The organism is Variovorax sp. YR566, assembly GCF_051992195.1.
Lineage (GTDB): Bacteria > Pseudomonadota > Gammaproteobacteria > Burkholderiales > Burkholderiaceae_C > Variovorax.
The window spans coordinates 894,947-917,755 of the sequence record NZ_CP197092.1; the positions used below are offsets into that span (position 1 = coordinate 894,947).

The window sequence follows — 22,809 nt, forward strand, 5'->3', positions numbered from 1 at the left end:
ATGCGCAATGCCATGAACAGAAACCGCCCCCTTGCTCTTGATCCGCGCAGCGCACTGCGTCCCGTAGCCTGGGCCGCCGGCGCGCTGGTGTCGGCCATGTTCTTCATGGCTGCCGATCGCGCGCATGCCCAGGAGCAGGCGCAGGCCGAACCGCAAGCCACGTCGGCCAACGATGCCGGCGACAGCACCGAACTGCTGCCCACCAAGGACCCCTGCGGCACCTGCGACCGTCCGCTGGCACAAGCAACGGGCGCCGTCGCACCGCAGAGCCTTCCCGCACCGCCGCGCCCCACAGGCGCCACATTCAAGCTCAACGACCTGCGGCTCAACGGCGTCAAAGCGTTGACCAACGAAGAGCTGCAGACCATCACCGGCCCCTACATCGGCCGCGACGTCACGCTCACCGACCTCGAAGAGCTGGCGAAGGCCATCACCGCCCGCTACAAGGAACGAGGCTACTTCCTCGCACAGGCCGTGGTGCCCGTGCAGACCGTGCGCGACGGCATCGTCGAGATCAGCGTCATCGAAGGCCGCCTCGGCAAGGTCGACGTGGTGGTCGCGCCCGATGCGCCCATCGCCGAGTCGCGCGTGCGCGGTTTTCTCGCGCCGCTGCAGCCCGGCGAAGCCGTGAGCGCGCCAGCGTACGAACGCGCGATGCTGCTGCTGTCCGACCAGCCCGGCGTCAAGGTGTCCTCGGGCTTGCAGGAAGGCGCGCAGGCCGGCACCACCGATCTGTCGGTCGAAGTGGCCGCCGCGCCGCGCTGGGCCTTCACGGCCGAGGCCGACAACCACGGTACCAAGGAATCGGGCCGCTACCGCGTGGGCGGCACGGCGCGCTGGCTCAGCCCCTTCGGCATCGGCGACAACCTCGACATGCGAGTGATGGTGTCCGACAGCAACGCGCTGCAATACGGCCGCATTGCCTACGAGGCACCCATCGGCACCAGCGGACTGCGCGCGGGCGTTGGCCTGTCGCGGGTGAGCTATGAGCTTGGCGGCCAGTTCGTCGACCTCGATGCGCGCGGCCGCGCCAACGTGCTCGACTTTTCGCTGAACTATCCGCTGATCCGCCAGCGCCAGCAGAACCTGTTCCTGCGCCTGGGCGTCGACGTGAAAGACCTCACCGACGAACTGCGCGCGGCCGACTTCAGCTCGAAGAAGCGCGTCAACGGCCTGAGCCTGGGATGGACCTGGGAGCGCCGCGACGAACTTCTGGGCGGCGGCTACTGGGCCAGCTCAGGCACGCTGTACCACGGCAACCTTTCGATCCGCGACCCGGAAAGCCGCGACTTCGATCGCAGCATCACGGGGCACAACACCGAAGGCGGCTTCACCAAGCTGAGCTTCCAGCTCTCGCGCCTGCAGGCCATCGTGCCGCGCCATTCGCTGTACCTGTCGCTGGGGGGACAGTGGGCCAGCAAGAACCTCGACGCCTCGGAAAAACTCGCGCTCGGCGGCGCACGCGCGGTGCGTGCCTACCCCTCGGGCGAACTGCTGGTGGACCAGGGTGTGATCGGCACGGTCGAATGGCGCTGGTCGCTCAACGAAGAGCTCACGCCCTTCCTGTTCTACGACGCCGCGCACGGAAAGATCGTGCGCAACCCGACGCCCTACGACGGCATCAACAGCCATAGCCTGCGCGGCTACGGCGTGGGCCTGAGCTGGTCGCGGCCGGGCAATTTCTCGATCAACGCCACGCTCGCCTGGCGCGCCGGCACGCCGCCTGCGCAGACCGACGGCGGTGGCCGCAACCCGAGGCTGTACGTGCAGCTCATCAAGGCGTTCTGACCATGAAGCAACGCAATCGATTTCCACAGCGGCTTCAACTGCGGCCCATCGCGCTGTCGCTGATCTGTGCGGGCGCGGCCCCGGCCATGGCGCAGGTGTTGCCCACCGGCTTCACGCCCATTGCCGGCGGCGTCACGATGACGCAGAGCGGCAACGTGATGAGCATCACCCAGCCGTCCCTGCGCGGTATCGCCAGCTGGCAGACCTTCTCCATCGGCGCGACCAACACAGTCAACATCGCGCAGCCGAGCACGCGTGCAGTGCTGCTCAACCGCGTGGTGGGTGACGGCGGCACCATCCTGGCATCGCGCATCGACGGCACGCTGAAGACTTCGCTGATCGGCAGCCCGAACCTGCCCGGCGGCAGCGTGTTCCTCATCAACCCGAGCGGCATCGTGTTCGGCAAGGGCTCGTCGGTCAACGTGGGCGGGTTGGTCGCGTCCACGCTGGACATCGCCAACAGCAACTTCATGCCCGCGGGCTCGGAGAACAAGGCCTTCGACAAGAGCGAGCAGCTTGTCTTCGTCGGTCCCTCGGGCAGCATCGCGCAGGTGAGGGTGGAGGGCGGCGCGTCGATCACCGCATCGCCGGGCGGCACCGTGGCGCTGGTCGGCGGCTCGGTGCGCAACGACGGCGAGATCAACGTCGCGCGCGGCTCGGTGGGCCTGGTGTCGGCCAGCAAGCTCACGATGAGCCTCGACTTCGACGGCGACGGGCTCACGACCTTCAAGGTGCCGCTGGACGGGCAGACCACCTTCAAGCTCGCGGACCTGCAGGCCGCTGACGAGAGCAAGTCGACGACCGCGCAGCTCATGAACACCAGCAACATCACGGCCAATGGCGGTCGCGTGGTGCTGATGGCGGCTGCGGCGGATGTCGATGCACGCCAGCTCGTGGTGAGCCAGACCGGCGTGATCCGGGCGCGCTCTCTGTCCACGCGCAACGGCGAGATCGTGCTCGACGGCGGCCAGTCGCCGGCGCGCTCGAACGAGATGCTGCTCGGCGGCACGCTGGACGCGACGGGCACCGACGCTGGCGTGGCCGGCGGCTCGATCACCGCGAGCGCTGACTACGTGCGCCTGTCCGCCTTGACCGCCGATGCAAGCGGCAGCAAGGGCGGGCAGATCCAGGTAACGGGCAACAGCGCAGTGAGCATGTCGCCCGATTCGGTGCTGCACGCGAACGCAACCGGTGCCAACGGGCAAGGCGGCACGGTGGACCTGAGCGCCGACTACACGCACGTCTCCGGCCAGATCCAGGCGCGCGGTGCGGGCAGCGGCGCGGGCGGCACCATCACCACGACAGCGCGGCAGGTCGAGGTGACCGAGCTGGCGCAGATCGATGCGGCGGGCGGTGCGAGCGGTGCCAACGGGACCTGGGTGGTCGAGTCGAAGGGCACGCTCAATGTGGACAACACCGTGCCGGCCTACGACCCGTCGGACTACGCGCTGAACACGGCCGACACGCGCATCAGCACGACAGCCATCGGCAACGCGCTGGGCCGCTCGACCGACGTGACGCTGCGCACCGGCTCCAACGATGGCGAGTCGCACGACGTGGTGTTCCAGGACAACGCGAGCATCGTCAAGTCGCAGGGGCGCGACGCACGGCTCACGGTCGATTCGCTGCGCGACATCCAGATGTCCAGCGGCTCGTCGATCCGCTCGGAAAGCGGCGCGCTGCACGTGGACTTCAACGCCAACTCGGCCGGCGGCACCGACGGCGGCGTGATCGAGCTCAACAACGCGAGCATCGCCACCAACGGCGGCAACATCCGCTTCTACGGGCAGAGCGACGCGGCCAACGGCTATGCGGTCGGCGGCATCGCGCCCACCGATGGCGGGCCGAATATCGGCCGCGCGGGCATCTCGCTGTTCGACAGCACGCTGAACACCTGCGCGATGGCCTCGGGCGCCTGCGGCGGCAGCGGCTCGATCGTGCTGCGCGGGCAGGGCTCCAGCAGCTCGGCCGGCGACCCGAACTACTACGTGAGCGCTGACGGCGTGCAAGTCTCGGGCAGCAGCCTGGCCACCGGCGCGGGCAACATCGCGATCACCGGCGCGGGCGGCATCGGCGCGGGCGGCGTGCTGCTGGACGGCACCGAGAGCAACGACACGGTGCTGCGCACCAGCACCGGCGATGTGAACATCACCGGCAGCTCGCGCAACTGGACGGCCACGGACCCCGTCGCGGTGTACGGCAGCACCGTGGACTTCGTCGACAGTTCCTTCCCCGACGTGACCACGGGCAACATCGGCGGCATCTCGATGCGCGGCGCGATCATCGATGCCGGCGGCCGCGTGGCCATCGACGGCACCGGCAGCGACATGCAGGGCCTGACGGCGAACAGCGCCTTCCTGACCTCGGCATCGGCCGCCAACGGCGGCGCCGGCGTGAGCTACGGCGCGGGCAACGGCGTTTCCATCCTCGGGGGCAGCATCACGGCCGGCAAGGGGCGCGACGTGTCGATCTCGGGCACGGCGGGCGGCAAGGGCTTCGATGTGGCGAACGGCGCCGCGACCGTCGGCAACGACGCATCGGCGGTGGTGCTCGGAATGGAAGCCGGCGGCACCGTGCGCGCCGAGGGCGGGCGCATTGCCATCGACGGCCGCGGCGGCGACGTGCGCGTGGGGCGCGTGAACCTGCGCGACCTGGAGTCGGGCACCACCATCCTGCCGGTGCTCGACGTCTCGAGCAGCACCGGCGCGGGCGGCACCGTCAGCCTCAACGGGCGCAACGTGCTGGTGACCGATTCGTTCGACAACGTGACCACCATCGACGCCGGCGGCGCGGGCCAGTCCGGCACCATCGACGTGCGCGCCACCGGCACCATCGCCATCAGCGATCAGGCCAGCCTGCGCGCCGACGCGAAGTCGGCCACGGGCAACGGCGGCACGGTGAACGTGATCGCGGGCGACACGCTGCGCGGCTACGGCAGCCTGTCAGCGCGCGGCGGCAGTGCTGGCGGCAACGGCGGCAGCATCGAGACCTCGGCGCAGCACTTCGACCTGACCGGCCTGCGCGTGGACGCCTCGGCGCCCGTGGGCAGCGCGGGCTCCTGGGTGATCGATCCGTTCAACGTCAACATCGCGCACGGCACCGCCTCGGGCAGCCTCACGGGCAACCCCTTCGACCCGCTGGCCAACTCGACCATCCAGGACGGTGACATCAACAACGCGCTCGACGGCGGCACCAGCGTGACGATCACCACCGGCACGGGCGGCAATGCCTTCGACGGCAACATCACTTTCGCGGCCGATGCCGCCATCGTGCGCAGCAAGGGCGCCGCGCCGCTGACCTTCGAGCTCGACGCGGCGCACAACATCAACGCCTTCAACAACAACTCGATCCAGTCCAACTCCGGTGCGCTCAACGTGGTGTTCAACGCGGGCGTGGGTGGCCAGAACGGATCGATCTTCCTGAGCGGCATGACGATCGCCACCAACGGCGGCGACGTCACGATGACGGCCGACACCCGCCCGACGGGCAATACGGCCATCCAGATGACCAACACGACGATCGACACGCGCACCACGGCGCTGGGCGATGCGGGTCCCGGCGGCTCGGTGCAGATCACAGGCCAGCGCGGCACGCCCACCTTCTCGGGCTTCACCGCGACAGTGCAGCTCAGCGGCGTCGGCATCCAGAGCAGCACCGGCGACGTGTCGATCTCGGGCACCGCTCCGGGCGGCACCGGCGTGCGCATCGGCGCGGGCACCGGGCCCAGCCAGATCCTCACCACCAGCGGCGACATCTCGATCTACGGCACCGGCAGCGGCGTGACGGACCCCAGCACAGGGCCGCTTGCCGTGCAGGCCGTCGATCTCAGCAACGTCACGGTGCGCAGCATCGACGGCAATATCGGCATCCGCGGCGTCGTGACGCCAGGTGCCCAGAGCGGCACGTCGGGCGGCGTGCTGATCGCCAACAACGCGCTGGTCACCACGCTCGGCGCGGGCAACATCGACGTCGCGGGCGAGTCGCAGGCCAACGGCACGGGCATCACCCTCGGCATCGGCGGACGCATCGACGGCAACAACAACGTGGTGCTGCGCGCGAGCAACGACGGTTCGACCGACGCGGTGGTACTTACCGGCACGGTGCGCGCGGGCAACGTGCTCAACCTTCGCCCCGGCGGCGTGGACGCTGCCGGCAACGCGGTCGACCGCACGGCCAACCCGATCACGCTGGGCGGCACGGCGGCCACGGGCTTCGCGGTGTCGGCCGACGAGTTCACGCGGCTCGACGCGCCCACCATCGTCGCCGGCAGCAATGCCCATGCGGCAGACATCAACGTCGTCGGGCCGCTGAGCGTGCCCAACGCGCTCACGCTGCAGAACGGCGGTGGCGGCAACATCCAGCTTGGCGGCGCACTCACGGCGTCGAAGGTCGGGCTGATCTCGGGCGGCAACATCACGCAGACAGCCGCTGCGCCAATCACTGCCGGCACGCTGCTGGCACGCTCCACCGGCGGCAGCGTGCTGCTCGACCAGGCGGCGAACAACGTGAGCGCCGACACCGTGGGCGGCGGCGCGGCCGGGGCCTTCCGCTATGTCGATGTCGACACCGTGAAGCTGGGCTCGGTGAGCGTCACCGGCTACGACGCCGCCGGCAATGCGCCGCAGGTCGTGTCGGCCACCTCGATGGCGGCCGACACGGTGTTCGTGCGCACGCTGAGCGGCGACCTGCTGCTGGGCGCCAACGTGAGCAGCACCAACGGAGCCGACCTCGTGGCGGCCTCGCGCTTCCAGAACACCGGCGGCTACACGATCGGCGGCGCGCCGTGGCGCGTGTGGGCCGACACCTGGGTGGGCGAGACGCGCGGCGGCCTGGCGGGTTCGGGGCTGTACCCCAACCTGTACCACTGCGCCTACTCGGGCCTGTGCGCGGTGAGCATTCCCGCGGGCGCCAACCACTTCATCTACGCGCAGCAGCCGGTGGCGACGGTGATCGTCGCCAACGCGAGCCGGCCCTTCGGCTATCCGAACCCGCTGTTCAGCTACGGCATCGGCGGGCTCATTCTGGGCGACACGGGCGCGGGCTTCGCCGGCTTCCTGTTCTCGCCGGCGCTGCAGGCCAGCCCGCAGGGCGCGTACCCGATCAATGGCACCTTCACTTCGGCCGAGGGCTATGCGGTCAACGTGGTGCCGGGCACCCTGTTCGTCGGCGGGCTGCCCAACCTGCCGCGCCCCGACGTGCTGCGCGACCTGCCCGCCACCTGGGTGTACGACCGCAACATCGGCCCGCCGCCGATCTGCTTTGCCACCGGGCCGCTGGAAGGCGACCGCGCAACGCAGGGCAGCGACGTGCTGGCGCGCGAATGGTCGCGCGTGCGCTCGCGGCCCAACCTGTCGAGTTGCGTGGACACCGAGAAGCGCAACGGCTGCGCGGACTTCTGATCCGCGCCCGGTTCAGGCGACGCCGCGTGCGCGGCGGTTGGACATCACGACGTTGTCCTTCGGGATGACCTGGCCTTCGCGCATCGCGGAGATCCACGCGTCGGTCGAAGTCACGGCCGCGAAGTTGCTGTGGAAGACAACGCTGAAGACGCGATGGATTTCTTCCGCCGTGACCTTGCCCGCCGCGTTCTCGTACGGCAGAGCGCCGCTGGCGTCGGCCAGGAATTCCACGTTCAGCCCACGGTGCATGGCCTCGAACACGGTGGAAGCGTCGCAGTTCTGCGTCATGTAGCCGGCCACGCTCAGCGTGTCGATCTCATGGCGCGCGAGCCAGTCGGCGAAGTCGGTGCCGGTGAACACGCTCGGAAAGCTCTTGGTGATGAGGTGGTCGTGCGGCCGCTTCGCGATCTCGGGGTGCAGCTGGCCGTTGTGCGTGTCGGCCTGGAACACCGGTGCGCCCTTGGGCGCATGGTGGCGCACCACGATCACCGGCGTGCCGGCGGCGCGTGCCGCATCCATGGCCTTCGTCACGTTGGGCAGCGTGTCTTCGATGGGCGGGAACTCGATCGGCAGGCCGCCGCCTTCGAAGTATTCGTTCTGTACGTCGATCACGACGAGGGCGCGGCGCGGGGTTGTGGCGGTGTTGTTGCTCATGAAAGGCTCCTTCTCTCTGGTTGTTCGGATGGCCTGATTCTTCGCCTTTGCACCGTTTCGCGACAGTGGCCCGAAAGCCATTCATCGATAAGATCGGGCCATGAGCAATACGACCATCGAAACCATCGCCGTCGTAGCCTTCGACGGCATCAGCCCCTTCCACCTGTCCGTGCCCTGCATGGTCTTCGGCGAAGACCGCACGGAGACCGGCGCGCCGCGCTTTCGCATGCGGGTGTGCGCGCCAGAGCCCGGCGCGCTGCAGACCAACGCGGGCTTCACGCTCGTGGTGCCGCATGGGCTCGAGGCGATCCGCCGGGCGCAGATCGTGGTGGTGCCTTCATGGCGCGACGACGGCGGCGCGGCGCCGCCCGAGCTGATCCGCGCGCTGCAGGCCGCGCACCGGCGCGGCGCCACCGTGGTCGGCCTGTGCCTGGGCGCCTTCGTGCTGGCCGAGGCGGGGCTGCTCGACGGCCGGCCCGCCACCACGCACTGGAAGCTGGCGCCGGCCTTCGCCAAGCAGTATCCGAAGGTGCAGCTGCAGCCCGAGGTGCTGTACGTGGACGACGGCAGCGTGCTCACTTCCGCCGGCACGGCCGCGGGCATCGACTGCTGCCTGCACCTGCTGCGCGTGCGCTACGGCGCCGAGACGGCCAACCGCGCCGCGCGGCGCATGGTGGTCGCGCCGCACCGGCAGGGCGGGCAGGCGCAGTACATCGAGCAGCCCGTGCCCGCAACAGCCGAGCGCGACCGCCTCGCGCCGCTGCTGGAGTGGCTAGGTGGCCACCTAGCCACGCCGCACGAACTCGACGACCTCGCGCGGCGCGCGCTCATGAGCCGGCGCAACTTCACGCGGCGCTTTCGCGAATCCACCGGCACCACGGTCGGCCAGTGGGTGCAGAACCAGCGCCTTGCGCTGGCGCAGCGGCTGCTGGAGACCACTGACCATCCGGTCGAGCGCGTAGCGACCGGCGCCGGCTTCGGCTCGGCGGTGTCGCTGCGCAAGCATTTCATGTCGGCGTTCAAGGTATCGCCCACTGCGTATCGCCGGCAGTTCTCACGGGCGTAGAAAGCGCCGGGGTCAGGCGATGTGCACGTGCCGCCGCGTGGTCAGCAGCGCCCGCAGCTTCGCCGGCGCAACCGGCTTCGTCAGCAGCATCACCCCGCCATGTCGCAGCCGCTGCAGCACCTCGGGCCCGGTGGCGCCCGACACCAGCACCGCCAGCGCGTCGGGCTGCAGGCGCTTGGCGGCGTCGATCACGTCCACGCCGTCGCCTTCGCCCGCCAGTTGCAGGTCGCACAGCACGGCGTCGTAGTGGAGGTCGCCGGTGCCCAGCCGCGCGATGGCCTCGGGGCCGTTGGTCACGCATTCGACCTGGCAGCCCCATTGCTCCAGCAGCGCGCGGCTGCCGTCGAGGATGGCGGGGTCGTCGTCCACCACCAGGCAGCGCAGGCCGGCCAGGGGCGCGACGGCGAGTGGCGGCGGCTCGGGTGGCGTGATGTCCGCCAGGCGCGCCTCGGGCAGCGTGAAGCTGAAAGTGCTGCCTGCCTGCAGCGCCGATCGCACGGTGATGCGGGTTCCCAGTAGCGCAGCGATGCGCGCGCAGATGGCCAGCCCCAGCCCGAAGCCGCGGCGCCGGTCGCGCTCGGTGTTGGCCACCTGGTAGAACTCTTCGAAGATGCGGCCCTGGTGGATCGGCGCGATGCCCACGCCGTTGTCGCGCACCTCGATACGCACGCCGGCCGGGCTGCGCCGTGCGGCCACCAGCACGGTGCCGCCGTCGGGCGCATGGCGCAGCGCGTTGGTCACGAGGTTGCCGACGATGCGCCGCAGCATCGCCGCGTCGGTGCGCACGGCCAGGCCGCGGTCGCTCCAGCGCAGCCGCACGCGGGCCTCGACGGCGGTGGCGGCGTGCTGCGCATCGAGCTGGTCGAACAGCGCGGCGAGCGGCACCTTGGCGATCGCCGGCGTCAGCACCTGCGCATCGAGCCGCGAGATCTCGAGCAGGTCGTCGAGCAGCACGCCCATGAACTCGGTGCTCTCCTGCAGCCGCAGCACGGCCGGGCGCTGCGTGGGCGAGGCGCCGGGCAGCAGGCCGTCGATGAACAGGCCCATGGCATGCAGCGGCTGGCGCAGGTCGTGGCTCGCTGCCGCCAGGAAGCGCGCACGCGACAGCGCGGCCTGCTCGGCCTCGGCCATGCGCTGCAATGCGACGGCGGTGGCTTCGCGCACGCGCTCTTCACTGACCTGTCGGTTGCGCTGCAGTCGCTCGGCGAGGCGGTCGATGTCGTGCGCGAGCACCGCGAGTTCGTGCGTGCCGCGCGTGCCGCCCTCGACCACGTCGCAGCGCACCTCGAAATGCCCCGACTCCAGCGCCGCCACCGTGCGCGACACGCGCCGCAGCGGCCGCGCCACCGTGCGCGCCATGTGGCGCACCGAGGCCCATGCAGCCACCAGTGCCACCAGCGCAATGCCGATGCCCGCGAAGAGCGAGCGGCTGCGCTCGCGCGTGTAGGCGGTGGTGTCGCGGAAGGTCTGCACGAGACCGATGGGCGTGTCGCCCGCAGCGGTGGAGCCGGCGGGCGCGAAGGCGCTGGCGCGCGAGGCCTCGCGCAGCGTGACCGGCGAGGTGAACATGCGCAGCTGCGCCAGCGACGGCGTCTTGGGCCCGGCCGTGACGTACACGCCCGCGCTGTTGCTGATCTCCACGCGCGTCACCTGGCCGCCGCGCAGCGCGGCGTTGGCCACGTTCTGCAGCGCCGGCAGGTCGCCCGCGTAGAGGCTCAGGTCGGACATGGCCGCCACCTGTCGCGCCACGGCCTGGCCTTCGGCGTCGAAGGCTGCTTCGAGGGTCTGCAGCCGGTTGTGCGTGAACCAGCCGGTGAGCGCCAGCGCCACCGCCGCGCACGGCACCACGCCAAGGCGGAACAGATCGCGCTGCAGGTTGCCGCGCACGACCAGCGTGTGGGGCGACTGGGGCGGCGGCGTGGGCACGGGCGCGGGCGCACCGGCCCCGTTTGTTCCCGGCGGGCCTTGAGAGGGCGGTGCGGTGCTCATCGCGGGGCTGCGAGCCGGTCGGTCAGTTCCCGTTCCTCCGGCATGCGCAGGCCGAGTCCGCGTGCCACGGTGGCGTTGACGCGCACGGTGGCGGGCGTTGCCGCTTCCACCAGCGGCGCATTGCTGTTGCTGCTGCTGCCCGTGCCCGCGCTCGCCACTTTCTGGCCGAGCAGCCGGGCCTGCTGCGCGAGTTGCGATGGCGTCGAGACCGCCGCGGCCAGGCCGCCCGAGCGCACCAGCCCTTCGCTTGCGCCGAACACCGGCAGGCCCGCGCTCGCGCCGGCGCGCAGCACCGAGAGCGTGGCCGCCTGGCTGTCGCCGATCAGGTCGGGCAGCACCATCAGCGCGTCGCTCAGCGGCACCACCTGGCGCAGGGCGTTGGCGAGCGACTTGGCGTCGGGCGCGTATTCCACGCGCAGGTCCCAGGGCGGGTTCGCGCCTTGCGCGGCGCGCTGCAGTTCGCGCACCAGCGGCTCCGACTCGGGCGTGGCGACCACGCCGATGCGGTGCTTCTGCGGCAGCACGGCGGTGATCAGCGCGAGCTGGTCGGCCATGGCCGGATCGCGCAGCAGCACGCCCACGCGCCGGTCGCCGCGCCGCAGGGCAGGGCTGCTGGCCTTCAGGGTTTCGTATTCGAGCCGGCTCAGCATCGCCAGCACCAGCGGCTCCTGGCCTGGTCGCTCGACGGCGGCGCGCGCGGCGGCGGGGCCGACGGCCATGGTGAGCGGCGCGTCGGAAGCGGTGCGCAGGCTGCGCGTGCGCACGCCGGCGTTCGCGGCGCGCTCGGTGTCCGTTGCCTCCGCGGGCGGTTGCGGATCGGCGCCGCCGGGCGTGAGCCGCACCAGCTCGAACTTGCCGCCGGGTTCCTGGTCCGCGCGCAGCTGCTGCACGAACTCGGAAGACGCCGCGGCATCGTCGCCCATCAGCACCGTGAGGCTGGCGGCCGAGGCCGGGGCAGCGAACAAGACAGACGAGACAGCAGCACCGGCCCACATGAAGCCCACGGCCAGCACGGCGCGGCGCAACCTTCCGCAGAAGGGCGAGAGAAAGGAATTCACGGCAACAAACATGGACTGCTTCCGCAGCGAGGGGCGATAGTCCAATGTAAGGACGGACCCGGCTTGGCGCGATAAGGCGGAGGGCTTATGTCCGTGTCGGCGAGGGCTTGCTCGTGTGACGGATGTCACGCGGTGGCAGCCGCACGGCCTATGTCCGATGGACTACCTACGCACCTACCGCGAGGGCTGCGACGGCCCTTTGCGTCTGGATGGCCTGGCGCAGCACGCGCGGCGACACCGGCTTGTAGAGCACCGTGATGCCGGCGCTCGCCACTTCGCGCAGGCGGTCGGGCTTGGTCTCGCCGGTGACGAGCAGGCGCGCGGTGCCGGCGCCGATGCCGCGCGGATGGCGCTCCAGCGCGGCGATCACGTCGAGCCCGTTGTCGCCGCCTTGCAGCAGCAGGTCGCTGATGACCACGTCGGGCGGCTGCTCCCAGGTGTCGGCCAGCGCCAGCGCCTCGGCGCGGGTCTGTGCGGGCAGCACTTCGGCGCCCCAGTTGGAGAGCACCACCGTCAGGCCTTCGAGGATGGTGCGCTCGTCGTCGATCACGAGGATGCGCACGTTGGCCAGGCTTTCTTCTTCCTCGACGGCGGCAACGGCCGGCGACCCCGCCGCCGGCGGCAGTGCGGCCGGGGCGGAGCGCACCAGCACCCGCACGCAGGTGCCCTTGTGCAGCTTCGAGCTCAGCTCTACGCGCGTGTTGAGCAGCTCGGCCAGGCGCTGCACCGTGGCCAGGCCCAGCCCCATGCCGCGCGCGCCGCGCGCCGCCTGGCGGCCGGTGGGCTCCACCTGGTAGAACTCCTCGAACACCCGCGCCTGGTGCTGCGCGGCAATGCCCACGCCGGTGTCGACCACGTCGATGCGCACGCCCCTGCCGCGCCGCCGCGCACCGATCAGCACGCCGCCCTCGATGGTGTGGCGCAGCGAGTTCGACACCAGGTTGTTCAGGATGCGCGACAGCATCACGTAGTCGCAGCGCACCCACATGTCGGTCTTGCGTACCACCAGCCGCAGGCACTGCTGCTCGGCCACCGGGCGGAAGTTGCGGCTGATTTCATCGAACAGCCGGTCGAGCGGAAAGTCGATCCACTGCGGCTGCAGCACGCCCGCGTCGAGCTGCGACAGGTTCAGCAGCTCCGAGAAAAGCCGGTCGAGCGAATCGACGCATTCGCGGATGTGGCCGATGCGCTGCAGCTTCACCGGGTCGTGCTCGCCGTTGGCCAGCCCGTCGGAGAAAAGCGTGAGCGCATGCAGCGGCTGGCGCAGGTCGTGGCTGGCGGCGGCCAGCAGGCGGGTCTTGGCCTGGCTGGCCACTTCGAGCTGCTGGTTCTTGCGGGCCAGCTCGGCCGTGGCCTCGTTGATGCGGCTTTGCAGCAGCCGGTGGCTTTCCGCAAGCGCGCGCGCGGCCTGGTTGAAGCCGTGCTGCAGGTGGCGCACTTCGGAGGTGCCCTCGATGGCCACGTTTGCGTCCTCGCCCGCGCCGAGCCGGTCGACCGCCTTGCCGAGCGCGCGGATCGGCTCGCTGATGCGCCGCGCCGCCCACCAGCCTGCCAGGCTCACGCCGAAGAGGCTGATCGCCAGCACCAGTCCCACGTTGAACCAGACCGAGCGCCGCGCGCTTTCCACCGCGGCCAGGCTCATCTCGACCATCACCTGGCCGTTGTGGCGGCCGTCGTCGCCCACGATGGGCACCACCACCTGCAGGCCGTCGGCGCGGGCGCGGTCGACGGTTTCGGAGTTGGCCACGATCTCGCCGTCTTCCGTCCAGATCTGCACCTGCTGCACGTTGGGCTGGTAGGTGCCCGACTGGGCGGTGCGCGCCAGCGCGCGGCGGTCCATGCGCGCCAGCGGCGCCTGCGCCACCGTGGCCACCTGCAGGGCCACCGTTTGCGCATTGGCGCGCATCAGCTCGGTGAGGTTGCCCAGGTGTTGCCGCGTCAGCACGGTGATGGCCGCCACCGTGGCCAGCGCCGCCGGCACCAGCGCCAGCAGGATCAGCTGCTGGGCAAAGGTCAGGCGGGCCAGGCCGCGCAGGACGCGGAAGTTCCAGTTCATGGGGGCATCGGACGCATGGGCGCCGAGCTTAGGAGGCCGGTCCGGAACCGGGAAGACAGGAAAAACATCACAAAAATTGCTTGCAATTGATATTTAATGGCGTCCGCGCTGCCCATGTTAGACCCGCCGATGCGCAACGGCCCTATCTCTTTAGGACCACAAATGCAGGCTTCCATGCGCCGATTCGTCGATTTCTCCGGTGTCCTCCGAGCGGCGGCACTGGCCTTGCTCATGGGCTTTCCGCTGTGGGGCGCGGCCCAGGCCGCCCCTGCGCCGGACGGGCCGATCCGCTTCGGCATCCTGCCGCTCGGAGGCGCCTTCGAGTCGCGCAGCGACTGGGACCCACTGCTGGCCGAGCTGAGCCGCGCCATCAACCGCCCGGTGAGCGTGCTGTCGGTCAACTCGTACGAGGCGCTGGAGCAGGCCATCCAGCGCGACGAGGTCGACATGGCCTTCCTCTCGGGAAAGATGGCGCTCGACGCCGTGACCCAGCGCCGCATGAAGGTGGTGGCGCAGGTGGTGCGGCACGACGGCCTGCCCGGCTACCGCGCGCTGCTGCTGTCGCGCAAGGCGCCGCCCTTCAACTCACTGAAGAACATGCTCGACCAGCCCGAGCGCTGGCGGCTGGCGCGCGGCGAGAAGCAGTCGGTGTCGGGCTTCATCGTGCCCCAGCTGCAGCTCTTCCTGCCGAACCACATCGCGATGGAGACGCGCTTTCGCAGCGAGATCGTGGGCACCCACCAGGCCAACGCGCTGGCCGTGGCCAACAGCGAGGCCGACGTGGCCACCAACAACACGGCCGACTTCGAGCGCTTCAAGCTGCGCTTTCCGGCCGAGACCGAGCGGCTGCAGGTGCTGTGGGAGTCGGATCTGATCCCGCACGCGCAGATCGTGGTGCGCCGCGAATACACGCCCGAGCTGCGCAAGCGCGTGCAGGCCTTCCTGACCGGCTACGGCCGCGCCAAGGGGCCGCGCGGCGACGCCGAGCGCGTGGTGCTCAAGTCGCTGCACGACCTGGCCGGCTTCGTGGCCGCCGACAACAGCTCGCTGCAGCCCGCGGCCAAGCTGGCCTACCAGCTCGCCAGACAGAACGCCATGACCGCGCAATGGGTGAACGACGCCGCACGCGAAGCCCGCCTGCAGCGCATCGAGAGCGGCTATGCTGAGCAGGTCAGCGTGCTCAAGGACGTGACGCCGTGACGATGAAGGCCTGGCGCGTGGCTGCCGTGCTGGTGCTGGCCTTCGCGGTCGTGCTGGCCGGGTCGCTGCCGGCCATGGCGCAGGGCGCCGCCGCATCATCCGAGAAGACGACCGAAAAGACAGCAGAGAAGGCCGCGCCGGTGCCGATCAGGATGATCCGCTTCGGCGTGCTGCCGCTGGGCGGCACCGTCGAGTCGCGCGCGTTGTGGACCCCGCTCATGGCCGACATGAGCCGCAGCCTCGGCATGCCGGTGAGCGCCTATTCGGTGCCCACGTACGAAGAGCTCGACCGCGCCATCGGCCGCGACGAGATCGACATGGCCTTCCTCTCGGCCAAGATGGCGCTCGACGCCGTGATGCAGCGGCGCATGAAGGTGGTGGCGCAGATCGCGCGGCACCCCAGCGTGCCCGAGCACCGCGCCGTGCTGCTGGTGCGCAAGGCCGGGCCGCTCAACACCCTGGAAGCCGTGCTGGCCCAGCCGGAGAAATGGCGGCTCGCGCGCGGCGACAGCCGTTCGGTCACCGGCTTCATCGTGCCGCAGAGCCAGCTCTTCCTGCCGAACAACATCGAGATGGAGACACGCTTTCGCAGCGAATTCGTCGGCACCCACCAGGCCACCGCACTGGCCGTGGCCAACGGCGACGCCGACGTGGCAACCAACAACACCACCGACCTGGAGCGCTTTCGCCAGCAGTTCCCGGTGGAGGCCGAGCGGCTGCAGGTGGTCTGGCAATCGGAGCCGCCGCCCGGCGCGCCGATGGTGGTGCGGCGCGACTTCCCGCCCGAGTTCCAGGCGCGGCTGCAGAACTTCCTGACCGGCTACGGCAAGGGCAAGGGTCCGCGCGCGGACGCCGAGCGCGAAGTGCTCAAGACCCTGCGCGCGGCCTACGGCTACGTTGCGGCCGACGACAGCGCGCTGCTGCCGGAGGCGCGGCTGGAGCACCAGTTGGGCAAGCAGCGCGCCATGGCCGCCTCGTGGGTCAACGACGCGGCGCGCGAACAGCGGCTGCAGCGCATCGAGAAGACATACGCGGAGCAGGTCGAGGTCCTGCGCGCGGCTCCGGCGCGCTGAACGCCCGCTTCGACTCTCAACCTAGTCCCTTCGCCGTAGCTCCAAATCCCCCCGCCTAGGCCATTAGCTAGGCCTTAAGGCGGATTTGCCTCCCGTCCCCCGCGCCGGAAACTTCGTGTTTCTTTCAGGCACCCTTGCCGTTGACGGAGTGCGGATGAGTTGGCGAACAAAAGTGGTCTGGAGCGAGGGGATGCTGTTGCAGCCTCAGCACCTGCAACAGAGCGAGCGTCATGCCGATCATGCGAGGCATGTGCTCCTGCGTTCGACCACCCCCTACGCCTGGGGCTTTGCCGAGCTGGAGATCGACCCAGCCGCGCTCACGCTGGGCAAGCTGGCGCTGGTGCGGGCGGTCGGCGTCTTCGGCGACGGCACGGTCTTCGACATGCCGGCGGTCGACCCGCTGCCCGAGCCCATCGACATTCCTGCTTCCATGCGCGACGAAGCCGTGGTGCTCGCGCTGCCGCTGCGCCGCGCCGGTGCGCGCGAGGCCGATGCCGAGGAGTATGAAGAGCTGGTGCGCCACCGCGTGCTCGAATCCGAAGTGCCCGATTCGAACACCGCCGGCGAGCGCACGGCGATGCTGCAGCTGGGCCAGCTCCACACGCGCCTGATGCGTGCCGGCGAAGCCACCGATGCCTGGACCACCATCGGCGTTGCCCGCGTGGTCGAGCGCCGCGTCGACAACCAGGTGCAGCTCGACCGCGCCATGCTGCCGCCGCTGCTGGACGTGGCCGGCCATGCCGTCATCCGCGCCTGGCTCGACGAACTGCTGGGCCTGCTGCGCCAGCGCGGCGAAGCGCTCGCGGGCCGCATGACGCAGGGCGGCACCGGCGGCGTGGCCGAGATCGCAGACTTCATGCTGCTGCAGGCCGTGAACCGCAACGAGGCCATCTTTGCGCACCTGGCAAAGAGCGCGATGCTGCACCCGCAGCATTTCTTCGAGCATGCGCTGGGGCTGGCCGGCGACCTTTCGAGCTTTCGCGATTCGCGCCGCGTCGCGCGCTTCGGCCCCTACATCCACGACGACCTTGCACTGAGTTTCCGCCCGGTGATGGACGACCTGCGCCGCAGCCTCTCGATGGTGTTCGAGCAATCGGCCATCCGCATCGAGCTGCACGACCGCAAGCACGGCGTGCGCGTGGCGATGGTGACGGACGTGGAACTGCAGCGCAAGGCGACCTTCGTGCTCGCGGTGAACGCGAACATGCCCAGCGAAGCGCTGCGCGCGCGCTTCCCCACGCAAGTGAAGATCGGCCCGGTCGAGCGCATCCGCGACCTCGTCAACCTCGCGCTGCCGGGGGTCACGCTCACGCCGATGCCGGTCGCGCCGCGGCAGATTCCCTTCCACACCGGCGCCAACTACTTCGAACTCGAAACGCGCAACAGCGACCTGTGGCGCCAGCTCGAGCAATCCGGCGGCATCGCGATGCACATCGCCGGAGATTTCCCGGGCTTGGACCTCGCGTTCTGGGCCATTCGTTCCTAGCCACACCGGGCTGACGGAAACGGAACACCATCATGAGCACACCTCCCGACCCCTTCGCCGCCTTCGAGTCGGAACGCACGGTCATCAAGCCCAAGCCGCGCACGCCCGGCGGCACGCCGCCCGCGCCGGCACCGGCGCCTTTCTTCGGCGGTGCCGATCCCACGCCCGCCGCCGACGTCGGCGAACTCGGCCTGCTCAATCCGCTGGTGTCGGCCGCCGGCAAGCTGCTGGTGTTGATCGGCAAGCTGCGCAACCTTGCGCAGCCGCCCAACGTGCCGGCGCTGCGCGCTTCCACCGCCGATGCCGTCAACCAGTTCGACGCCAATGCGCGCCGCGCCGGCGTCAGCAACGAATCGGTGCTCGCCGCGCGCTACGTGCTGTGCACGGCGCTCGACGAAGCCGTGGCCAACACGCCGTGGGGCGTGCAGGCCGGCTGGAACAAGCAGAGCCTGCTGGTGCAGTTCCACAACGAAACCTGGGGCGGCGAAAAAGTCTTCCAGCTGCTTGCCAAGCTCGCGCAGGACGTGCCCACGCACCGCCAGCTTCTGGAACTGATCTACAGCGTGCTCGCGCTCGGCTTCGAAGGCCGCTACCGCGTGGTCGACAACGGCCGCGCGCAGCTCGATTCAGTGCGCCAGCGCCTCGCGGACCTGATCGCGAAGGACCGCCCGGCCGTCGAGCCCGAGCTTTCGCCGCACTGGCGCGGGCAGGGTGCGGGCACGGTGCGGCTGCGCGAGTCGCTGCCGCTGTGGGTGTTCGCGGCCGGCTTCGCGCTGTTGCTGGCGCTGGCGTGGTTCGGCCTGCGGCTCACGCTCAACTACCGCTCCGACACCACCTACGCCGCGGTGTCGAGCCTGCGCGCGCCCAACATCCAGATCGCACCGCCCGCCCTGCCGGCGAAGACGCCGCGCCTGGCGCGCTTTCTCGAACCCGAGATCAAGCAGGGCCTGGTCACGGTGACCGACGAGGCCGACCGCAGCGTGGTGCGCCTGCGCGGCGACTCCTTCTTCGGCTCCGGCAGCGCCGAGCCGATGGCGCAGTCGCTGCCCGTGCTGCGGCGCATCGGACAGGCGCTGGCCGAGGTGAAGGGCGAAGTGCTGATCACCGGCCACTCCGACAACCAGCCGATCCGCTCGCTGCGCTATCCCTCCAACTGGCACCTCTCGGCCGCGCGCGCCGATGCGGTGAAGGGCGCGCTGACGACGCTGGTCGACCCGGCGCGCATGCGCTCCGACGGCAAGGCAGACGCCGAGCCCGTGGCCGCCAACGACACGCCCGCCAATCGCGCGAAGAACCGCCGCGTCGACATCGTGCTGCTGACCGAACCCGACCGGCTCGCTGCTGCCACACCGGCTGCTCCCGCACCAGGAGCGACGAAATGATCAAGAAAATCTTCGGCTTCCTGTTCAGCCCGCTGCTGCTGACACTGCTCGCGCTGATCGTCGTCGCGCTGCTGATCTGGTGGATCGGCCCGCTGGTGAAGATCGGCTCGCTCGCGCCGCTCGAAAGCGAAATGACGCGCGCCATCGCCATCGGCGTCATCGTGCTCATCGTGGTGCTGCGCGCGCTGTACCGCCGCTGGCGCGCGCGCCGTGCGAGCCAGCATTTGACCGACGGCCTCATGAAGGCGCCGGCCGCGAAGACCGATGCGCCGGTCAACGGCGAGCAGAAGATCCTCGACACACGCTTCAGCGAAGCCGTCGCCACGCTCAAGCAGATGCGCCTGCACGCCGCCGGCAAGAAGCCCGGCTTGCGCGACTGGATGTCGATCTCGGGCGGCAGCTACCTGTACGACCTGCCGTGGTATGTCTTCATCGGCGCACCGGGCGCGGGCAAGACCACGGCGCTGGTCAACTCGGGCCTGAGCTTTCCGCTGGCCGAGAAGTTCGGCCCCGGCGCCATTCGCGGCGTGGGCGGCACGCGCAACTGCGACTGGTGGTTCACCGACGAGGCCGTGCTCATCGACACCGCCGGGCGCTACACCACGCAGGACAGCCACCAGTCGGAAGACAAGAGCGCATGGGAAGGCTTCCTGGGCCTGCTGAAGAAGGCGCGCCCGCGTCGTCCGCTGAACGGTGTGTTCCTCACCGTCAGCGTGGCCGACCTGCTGAGCCAGGGCCCCGAGGCGCGCACCCAGCTTGCGGCCTCGATCCGCGCACGCCTGCTCGAACTCGACGGCAAGCTCACCACGCGCCTGCCGGTGTATGTGCTCGTCACCAAGAGCGACCTGCTCTATGGCTTTACCGACTACTTCGACGACCTCGGCAAGGAACAGCGCGCGCAGGTCTTCGGCTTCACGCTGCCGGCCAACGAGAACGTGCAGCTGGAAGAGAAGGGCCTTTCCACGGCCTTCAACCGCGAATTCGCGCTGCTGCACAACCGCGTGAACGACGGCCTCATCGCGCGCATGCAGCGCGAGACCGACGGCACGCGCCGCGCGGCCATCTTCGGTTTTCCGGCGCAGTTCGGCTCCATCGGCTCGCTGCTGTCCGACCTGCTCGAACAAGTGTTCACCGGTTCGCGCTTTGCGCAGCCGCCGTGGGTGCGCGGCGTGTACTTCACCAGCGGCACGCAGGAAGGCAGCCCGATCGACCGCGTGATGGGCAGCCTTGCGCGCAGCTTCGGCATCGAGCGCGCGATGCTCGCGCCGCAGAAGTCGAGCGGGCGCAGCTACTTCCTTACCTCGCTGCTGCGCGAAGTGGTGTTCCCCGAGCAGCGCCTCGCAGGCGCCGACGTGAAGCTGGAGCGCCGCCGCCACACGCTGCGCGTGATCGGCGTGACGGCGATGACGCTGGTCACCGTGGGCCTGCTCGCGGCCTGGGGCTACAGCACGCTGCAGAACATGAACTACCTGAAGTCGGTCGAGGCCCGCGTCGAGCCCGCCAAGCAGAACCTCGCGGCGCTGCCCGCGCGCGTGCAGAACCTGGTCGAGGTCGCGCCCGTGCTGCAGAGCCTGCGCGACATCTGGAAGACGCCCGACAACCACCAGGGCGACGAGCCGCTGTCGATGACGCTGGGCCTCTACCAGGGCGACAAGCTCGACGCCGCCGCCATGCTCACGCACCAGCGCGCGCTCAACGACGCCTTCCTGCCGCAGATCGCCAAGCGCATCGAAGACCAGCTGCGCACCGCGCAGAAGGACAACCTCGAGTACACGTACGAGGCGCTCAAGAGCTATTTGATGCTCTACCAGCCCGAACACTTCGACGCCGAGGCGCTGAAGGCCTGGATCACGCTCGACTGGGCCCGCAACCTCGACCGCGGCATTCCCGAAGACCAGCGCAAGGCGCTCGAAGACCAGCTCGACGTGCTCATTGCCCAGGGCCCGCCGCGCTCGCCGCTCAAGATGGACGAGAACCTGGTGCGCAGCGTGCGCGCCGTGCTCGCGAGCTACCCGCTGGAGCAGCGCGTGTTCAGCCGCTTGAAGCGCCAGCGCGCCACCAAGGACATTCCGGCCTTCAGCGTGGCCACCGCCACCGGCCCCTCGGGCCCGCTGGTGTTCGAGCGCATCAGCGGCAAGCCGCTGACCGATGGCGTGCCGGGCATGTTCACCTACGACGGCTATCACAAGCGCTTCCAGAACGAAGTGACCGTGCTCACCGGCCTGCTCGCCAACGAAGACCCGTGGGTGCTGGGGCAAGACCGCAACGCAGCCGACCGCCTGCGCGACGTGGCCGCGCTCGGCGCGCTGACCGATCGTGTGCGCCGCCTGTATCTGGAGGAATACGTCAAGCAGTGGGAAGCACTGCTCGCCGACGTGCGACTGATCCGCGCCACCGGGCTGGAGAAGAACATCGAGACCGCGCGCATTCTTTCGGGCGTCGATTCCCCGCTCGCGAACTTCCTGCGCGCGGTGGTCAAGCAGACCACGCTGATCCCGGCGGCCGACGCCAACAAGGACGTTGTCAGCAAGGCGACCGAAACGGTGCGCAACACGCGCAAGGGCCTGGAAGACCTGTTCGGCAGCGACCCCGGCCGGCAGGTGGCCCCGGGCAAGCGCATCGAGAGCATCGTGGACGACCGCTTCGAGTCGCTGCGCCGCCTCGTCACCGCCGGTGGCCCCAACCAGCCTGCGCCCATCGACGACGCGCTGAAGCTCTTCAACGAGGTCTACGTGTACCTCAACGCCGTCGACACGGCCGTGAAGGGCCGCACCTCGCCGCCGCCCGGCGACGTGGCCGGCAAGCTCAAGTCAGACGCGGGCCGCCTGCCAGAGCCGGTGCGCTCGATGGTCGAGAACCTCAGCCAGTCGGGCGCCGCGCAGGCGCAGACGGCGGAGCGCGGCAACCTGAGCCAGGACCTGCGCCCCGTGGCCGAGTTCTGCGCGCGCGCCATCGCGGGCCGATACCCCTTCGTGAGCACCAGCAAGCGCGACGTGCTGCCGGAAGACTTCGGCCAGATGTTCGGCCCCGGTGGCCTGATGGACGACTTCTTCCAGAAGCGCCTGGCCGCGCTGGTCGACACCAGCACCAAGCCGTGGCGCTACAAGCCCGTGGCCGAACGCGGAGCCATCACCACGCAGGCGCTCGCGCAGTTCGAGCGGGCCGCGCGCATCAAGGACATCTTCTTCCGCGGCGGTGGCCGTGGGCCGTCGATGCGACTGGACTTCAAGCCGGTGGAGATGGATGCGGGCATCACCCAGTTCATCCTCGACGTCGACGGCCAGCTCGTGAAGTACGCGCACGGGCCTGTGGTGCCGATGGCCGTGCAGTGGCCGGGGCCGAAGGGCAGCAATCAGGTGCGCATCCAGGTCAGTCCGCCTTCGACCACTGGCAGCTCGGGTGCGGCTGTGGATGGGCCGTGGGCGCTGTTCCGTGCGCTCGACGACGGGCAGCTCGAAGCCGGCGATGCGCCTGAAAAGTTCTTCATCACCTTCCAGATCGGTGCCCGCAAGACGCGCTTCGAAGTGACGACGAACAGCGTGCAGCATCCGATCCGGTTGCGTGAGCTGCGGGAGTTTTCTTGTCCGGAGGGGCTGTGAACGAGGCAGCTTCTTCACCTTCTCTCTTTGCCTCGACCGCGTTGCCCGGGTGGTTCGGC

At 69.9% G+C, this 22,809-nt stretch carries 12 protein-coding genes; 8 read left to right on the forward strand and 4 right to left on the reverse strand.

Annotation, left to right across the window (positions count from 1 at the left end):
- Positions 1-12 precede the first annotated feature (12 nt).
- Both ACTG4X_RS04195 and ACTG4X_RS04200 read left to right on the forward strand, forming a co-directional pair.
- Positions 13-1,788, forward strand: coding sequence for a ShlB/FhaC/HecB family hemolysin secretion/activation protein (locus tag ACTG4X_RS04195; protein ID WP_440533278.1), 1,776 nt, complete (start codon positions 13-15; stop codon positions 1,786-1,788).
- 2 nt (positions 1,789-1,790) lie between these two features.
- Positions 1,791-7,187 carry a two-partner secretion domain-containing protein gene (locus ACTG4X_RS04200; RefSeq protein WP_440533279.1) on the forward strand — a complete coding sequence of 1,799 codons (5,397 nt, stop codon included), beginning with the start codon at positions 1,791-1,793 and terminating at the stop codon, positions 7,185-7,187.
- 12 nt (positions 7,188-7,199) lie between these two features.
- On the opposite strand, the gene ACTG4X_RS04205 is transcribed toward ACTG4X_RS04200, so the two are convergent.
- Complete coding sequence (locus ACTG4X_RS04205) at positions 7,200-7,841, reverse strand: cysteine hydrolase family protein (RefSeq protein WP_093077060.1); 642 nt, start codon at positions 7,839-7,841, stop codon at positions 7,200-7,202.
- A gap of 100 nt (positions 7,842-7,941) precedes the next feature.
- Between ACTG4X_RS04205 and ACTG4X_RS04210 the strand changes: the two genes are divergently transcribed.
- Complete coding sequence (locus ACTG4X_RS04210) at positions 7,942-8,907, forward strand: GlxA family transcriptional regulator (protein WP_440533280.1); 966 nt, start codon at positions 7,942-7,944, stop codon at positions 8,905-8,907.
- Between the two features lie 12 nt (positions 8,908-8,919).
- Here ACTG4X_RS04210 and ACTG4X_RS04215 read toward each other — a convergent pair whose 3' ends face one another.
- From ACTG4X_RS04215 to ACTG4X_RS04225, 3 genes are all read right to left on the reverse strand, one after another.
- A complete protein-coding gene (locus tag ACTG4X_RS04215; protein ID WP_440533281.1) occupies positions 8,920-10,896 on the reverse strand; it encodes a hybrid sensor histidine kinase/response regulator in 1,977 nt (658 codons plus the stop codon).
- Entirely contained in the window at positions 10,893-11,954 is a 1,062-nt protein-coding gene (locus tag ACTG4X_RS04220; RefSeq protein ID WP_440533282.1) for an ABC transporter substrate binding protein, read from the reverse strand. The genes ACTG4X_RS04215 and ACTG4X_RS04220 overlap by 4 nt, the downstream gene beginning before the upstream one ends.
- Before the next feature lie 166 nt (positions 11,955-12,120).
- A complete protein-coding gene (locus ACTG4X_RS04225) occupies positions 12,121-14,010 on the reverse strand; it encodes an ATP-binding protein (RefSeq protein WP_440533283.1) in 1,890 nt (629 codons plus the stop codon).
- 162 nt (positions 14,011-14,172) lie between these two features.
- On the opposite strand from ACTG4X_RS04225, the gene phnD (ACTG4X_RS04230) reads away from it, so the two are divergent.
- The 5 genes from phnD (ACTG4X_RS04230) to tssM all read left to right on the forward strand — a co-directional run bounded on the left by phnD (ACTG4X_RS04230) (position 14,173) and on the right by tssM (position 22,750).
- A complete protein-coding gene (gene phnD / locus ACTG4X_RS04230; protein ID WP_097200399.1) occupies positions 14,173-15,210 on the forward strand; it encodes a phosphate/phosphite/phosphonate ABC transporter substrate-binding protein in 1,038 nt (345 codons plus the stop codon).
- Positions 15,211-15,212: 2 nt separating this feature from the next.
- Complete coding sequence (gene phnD / locus ACTG4X_RS04235) at positions 15,213-16,283, forward strand: phosphate/phosphite/phosphonate ABC transporter substrate-binding protein (protein ID WP_097200398.1); 1,071 nt, start codon at positions 15,213-15,215, stop codon at positions 16,281-16,283.
- Positions 16,284-16,437: 154 nt separating this feature from the next.
- The gene (gene tssK / locus ACTG4X_RS04240) at positions 16,438-17,769 is read left to right on the forward strand and encodes a type VI secretion system baseplate subunit TssK (RefSeq protein ID WP_097200397.1); all 1,332 of its coding nucleotides are present in this window, start codon (positions 16,438-16,440) and stop codon (positions 17,767-17,769) included.
- A gap of 32 nt (positions 17,770-17,801) precedes the next feature.
- The gene (locus ACTG4X_RS04245) at positions 17,802-19,151 is read left to right on the forward strand and encodes a DotU family type VI secretion system protein (protein WP_097200396.1); all 1,350 of its coding nucleotides are present in this window, start codon (positions 17,802-17,804) and stop codon (positions 19,149-19,151) included.
- Positions 19,148-22,750, forward strand: coding sequence for a type VI secretion system membrane subunit TssM (gene tssM / locus ACTG4X_RS04250; RefSeq protein ID WP_440533284.1), 3,603 nt, complete (start codon positions 19,148-19,150; stop codon positions 22,748-22,750). Before ACTG4X_RS04245 ends, tssM begins: the two co-directional genes overlap by 4 nt.
- Positions 22,751-22,809: the final 59 nt, after the last annotated feature.

Coding starts and splice junctions, on each gene's coding strand:
- tssM (WP_440533284.1), top strand. CDS start 19,148: ATGATCAAGAAAATCTTCGGCTTCCTGTTCAGCCCGCTGCTGCTGACA.
- ACTG4X_RS04245 (WP_097200396.1), top strand. CDS start 17,802: ATGAGCACACCTCCCGACCCCTTCGCCGCCTTCGAGTCGGAACGCACG.
- ACTG4X_RS04195 (WP_440533278.1), top strand. CDS start 13: ATGAACAGAAACCGCCCCCTTGCTCTTGATCCGCGCAGCGCACTGCGT.
- ACTG4X_RS04215 (WP_440533281.1), bottom strand. CDS start 10,896: ATGAGCACCGCACCGCCCTCTCAAGGCCCGCCGGGAACAAACGGGGCC.
- ACTG4X_RS04225 (WP_440533283.1), bottom strand. CDS start 14,010: ATGAACTGGAACTTCCGCGTCCTGCGCGGCCTGGCCCGCCTGACCTTT.
- ACTG4X_RS04210 (WP_440533280.1), top strand. CDS start 7,942: ATGAGCAATACGACCATCGAAACCATCGCCGTCGTAGCCTTCGACGGC.
- phnD (WP_097200399.1), top strand. CDS start 14,173: ATGCAGGCTTCCATGCGCCGATTCGTCGATTTCTCCGGTGTCCTCCGA.
- ACTG4X_RS04200 (WP_440533279.1), top strand. CDS start 1,791: ATGAAGCAACGCAATCGATTTCCACAGCGGCTTCAACTGCGGCCCATC.
- tssK (WP_097200397.1), top strand. CDS start 16,438: ATGAGTTGGCGAACAAAAGTGGTCTGGAGCGAGGGGATGCTGTTGCAG.
- ACTG4X_RS04205 (WP_093077060.1), bottom strand. CDS start 7,841: ATGAGCAACAACACCGCCACAACCCCGCGCCGCGCCCTCGTCGTGATC.
- phnD (WP_097200398.1), top strand. CDS start 15,213: ATGAAGGCCTGGCGCGTGGCTGCCGTGCTGGTGCTGGCCTTCGCGGTC.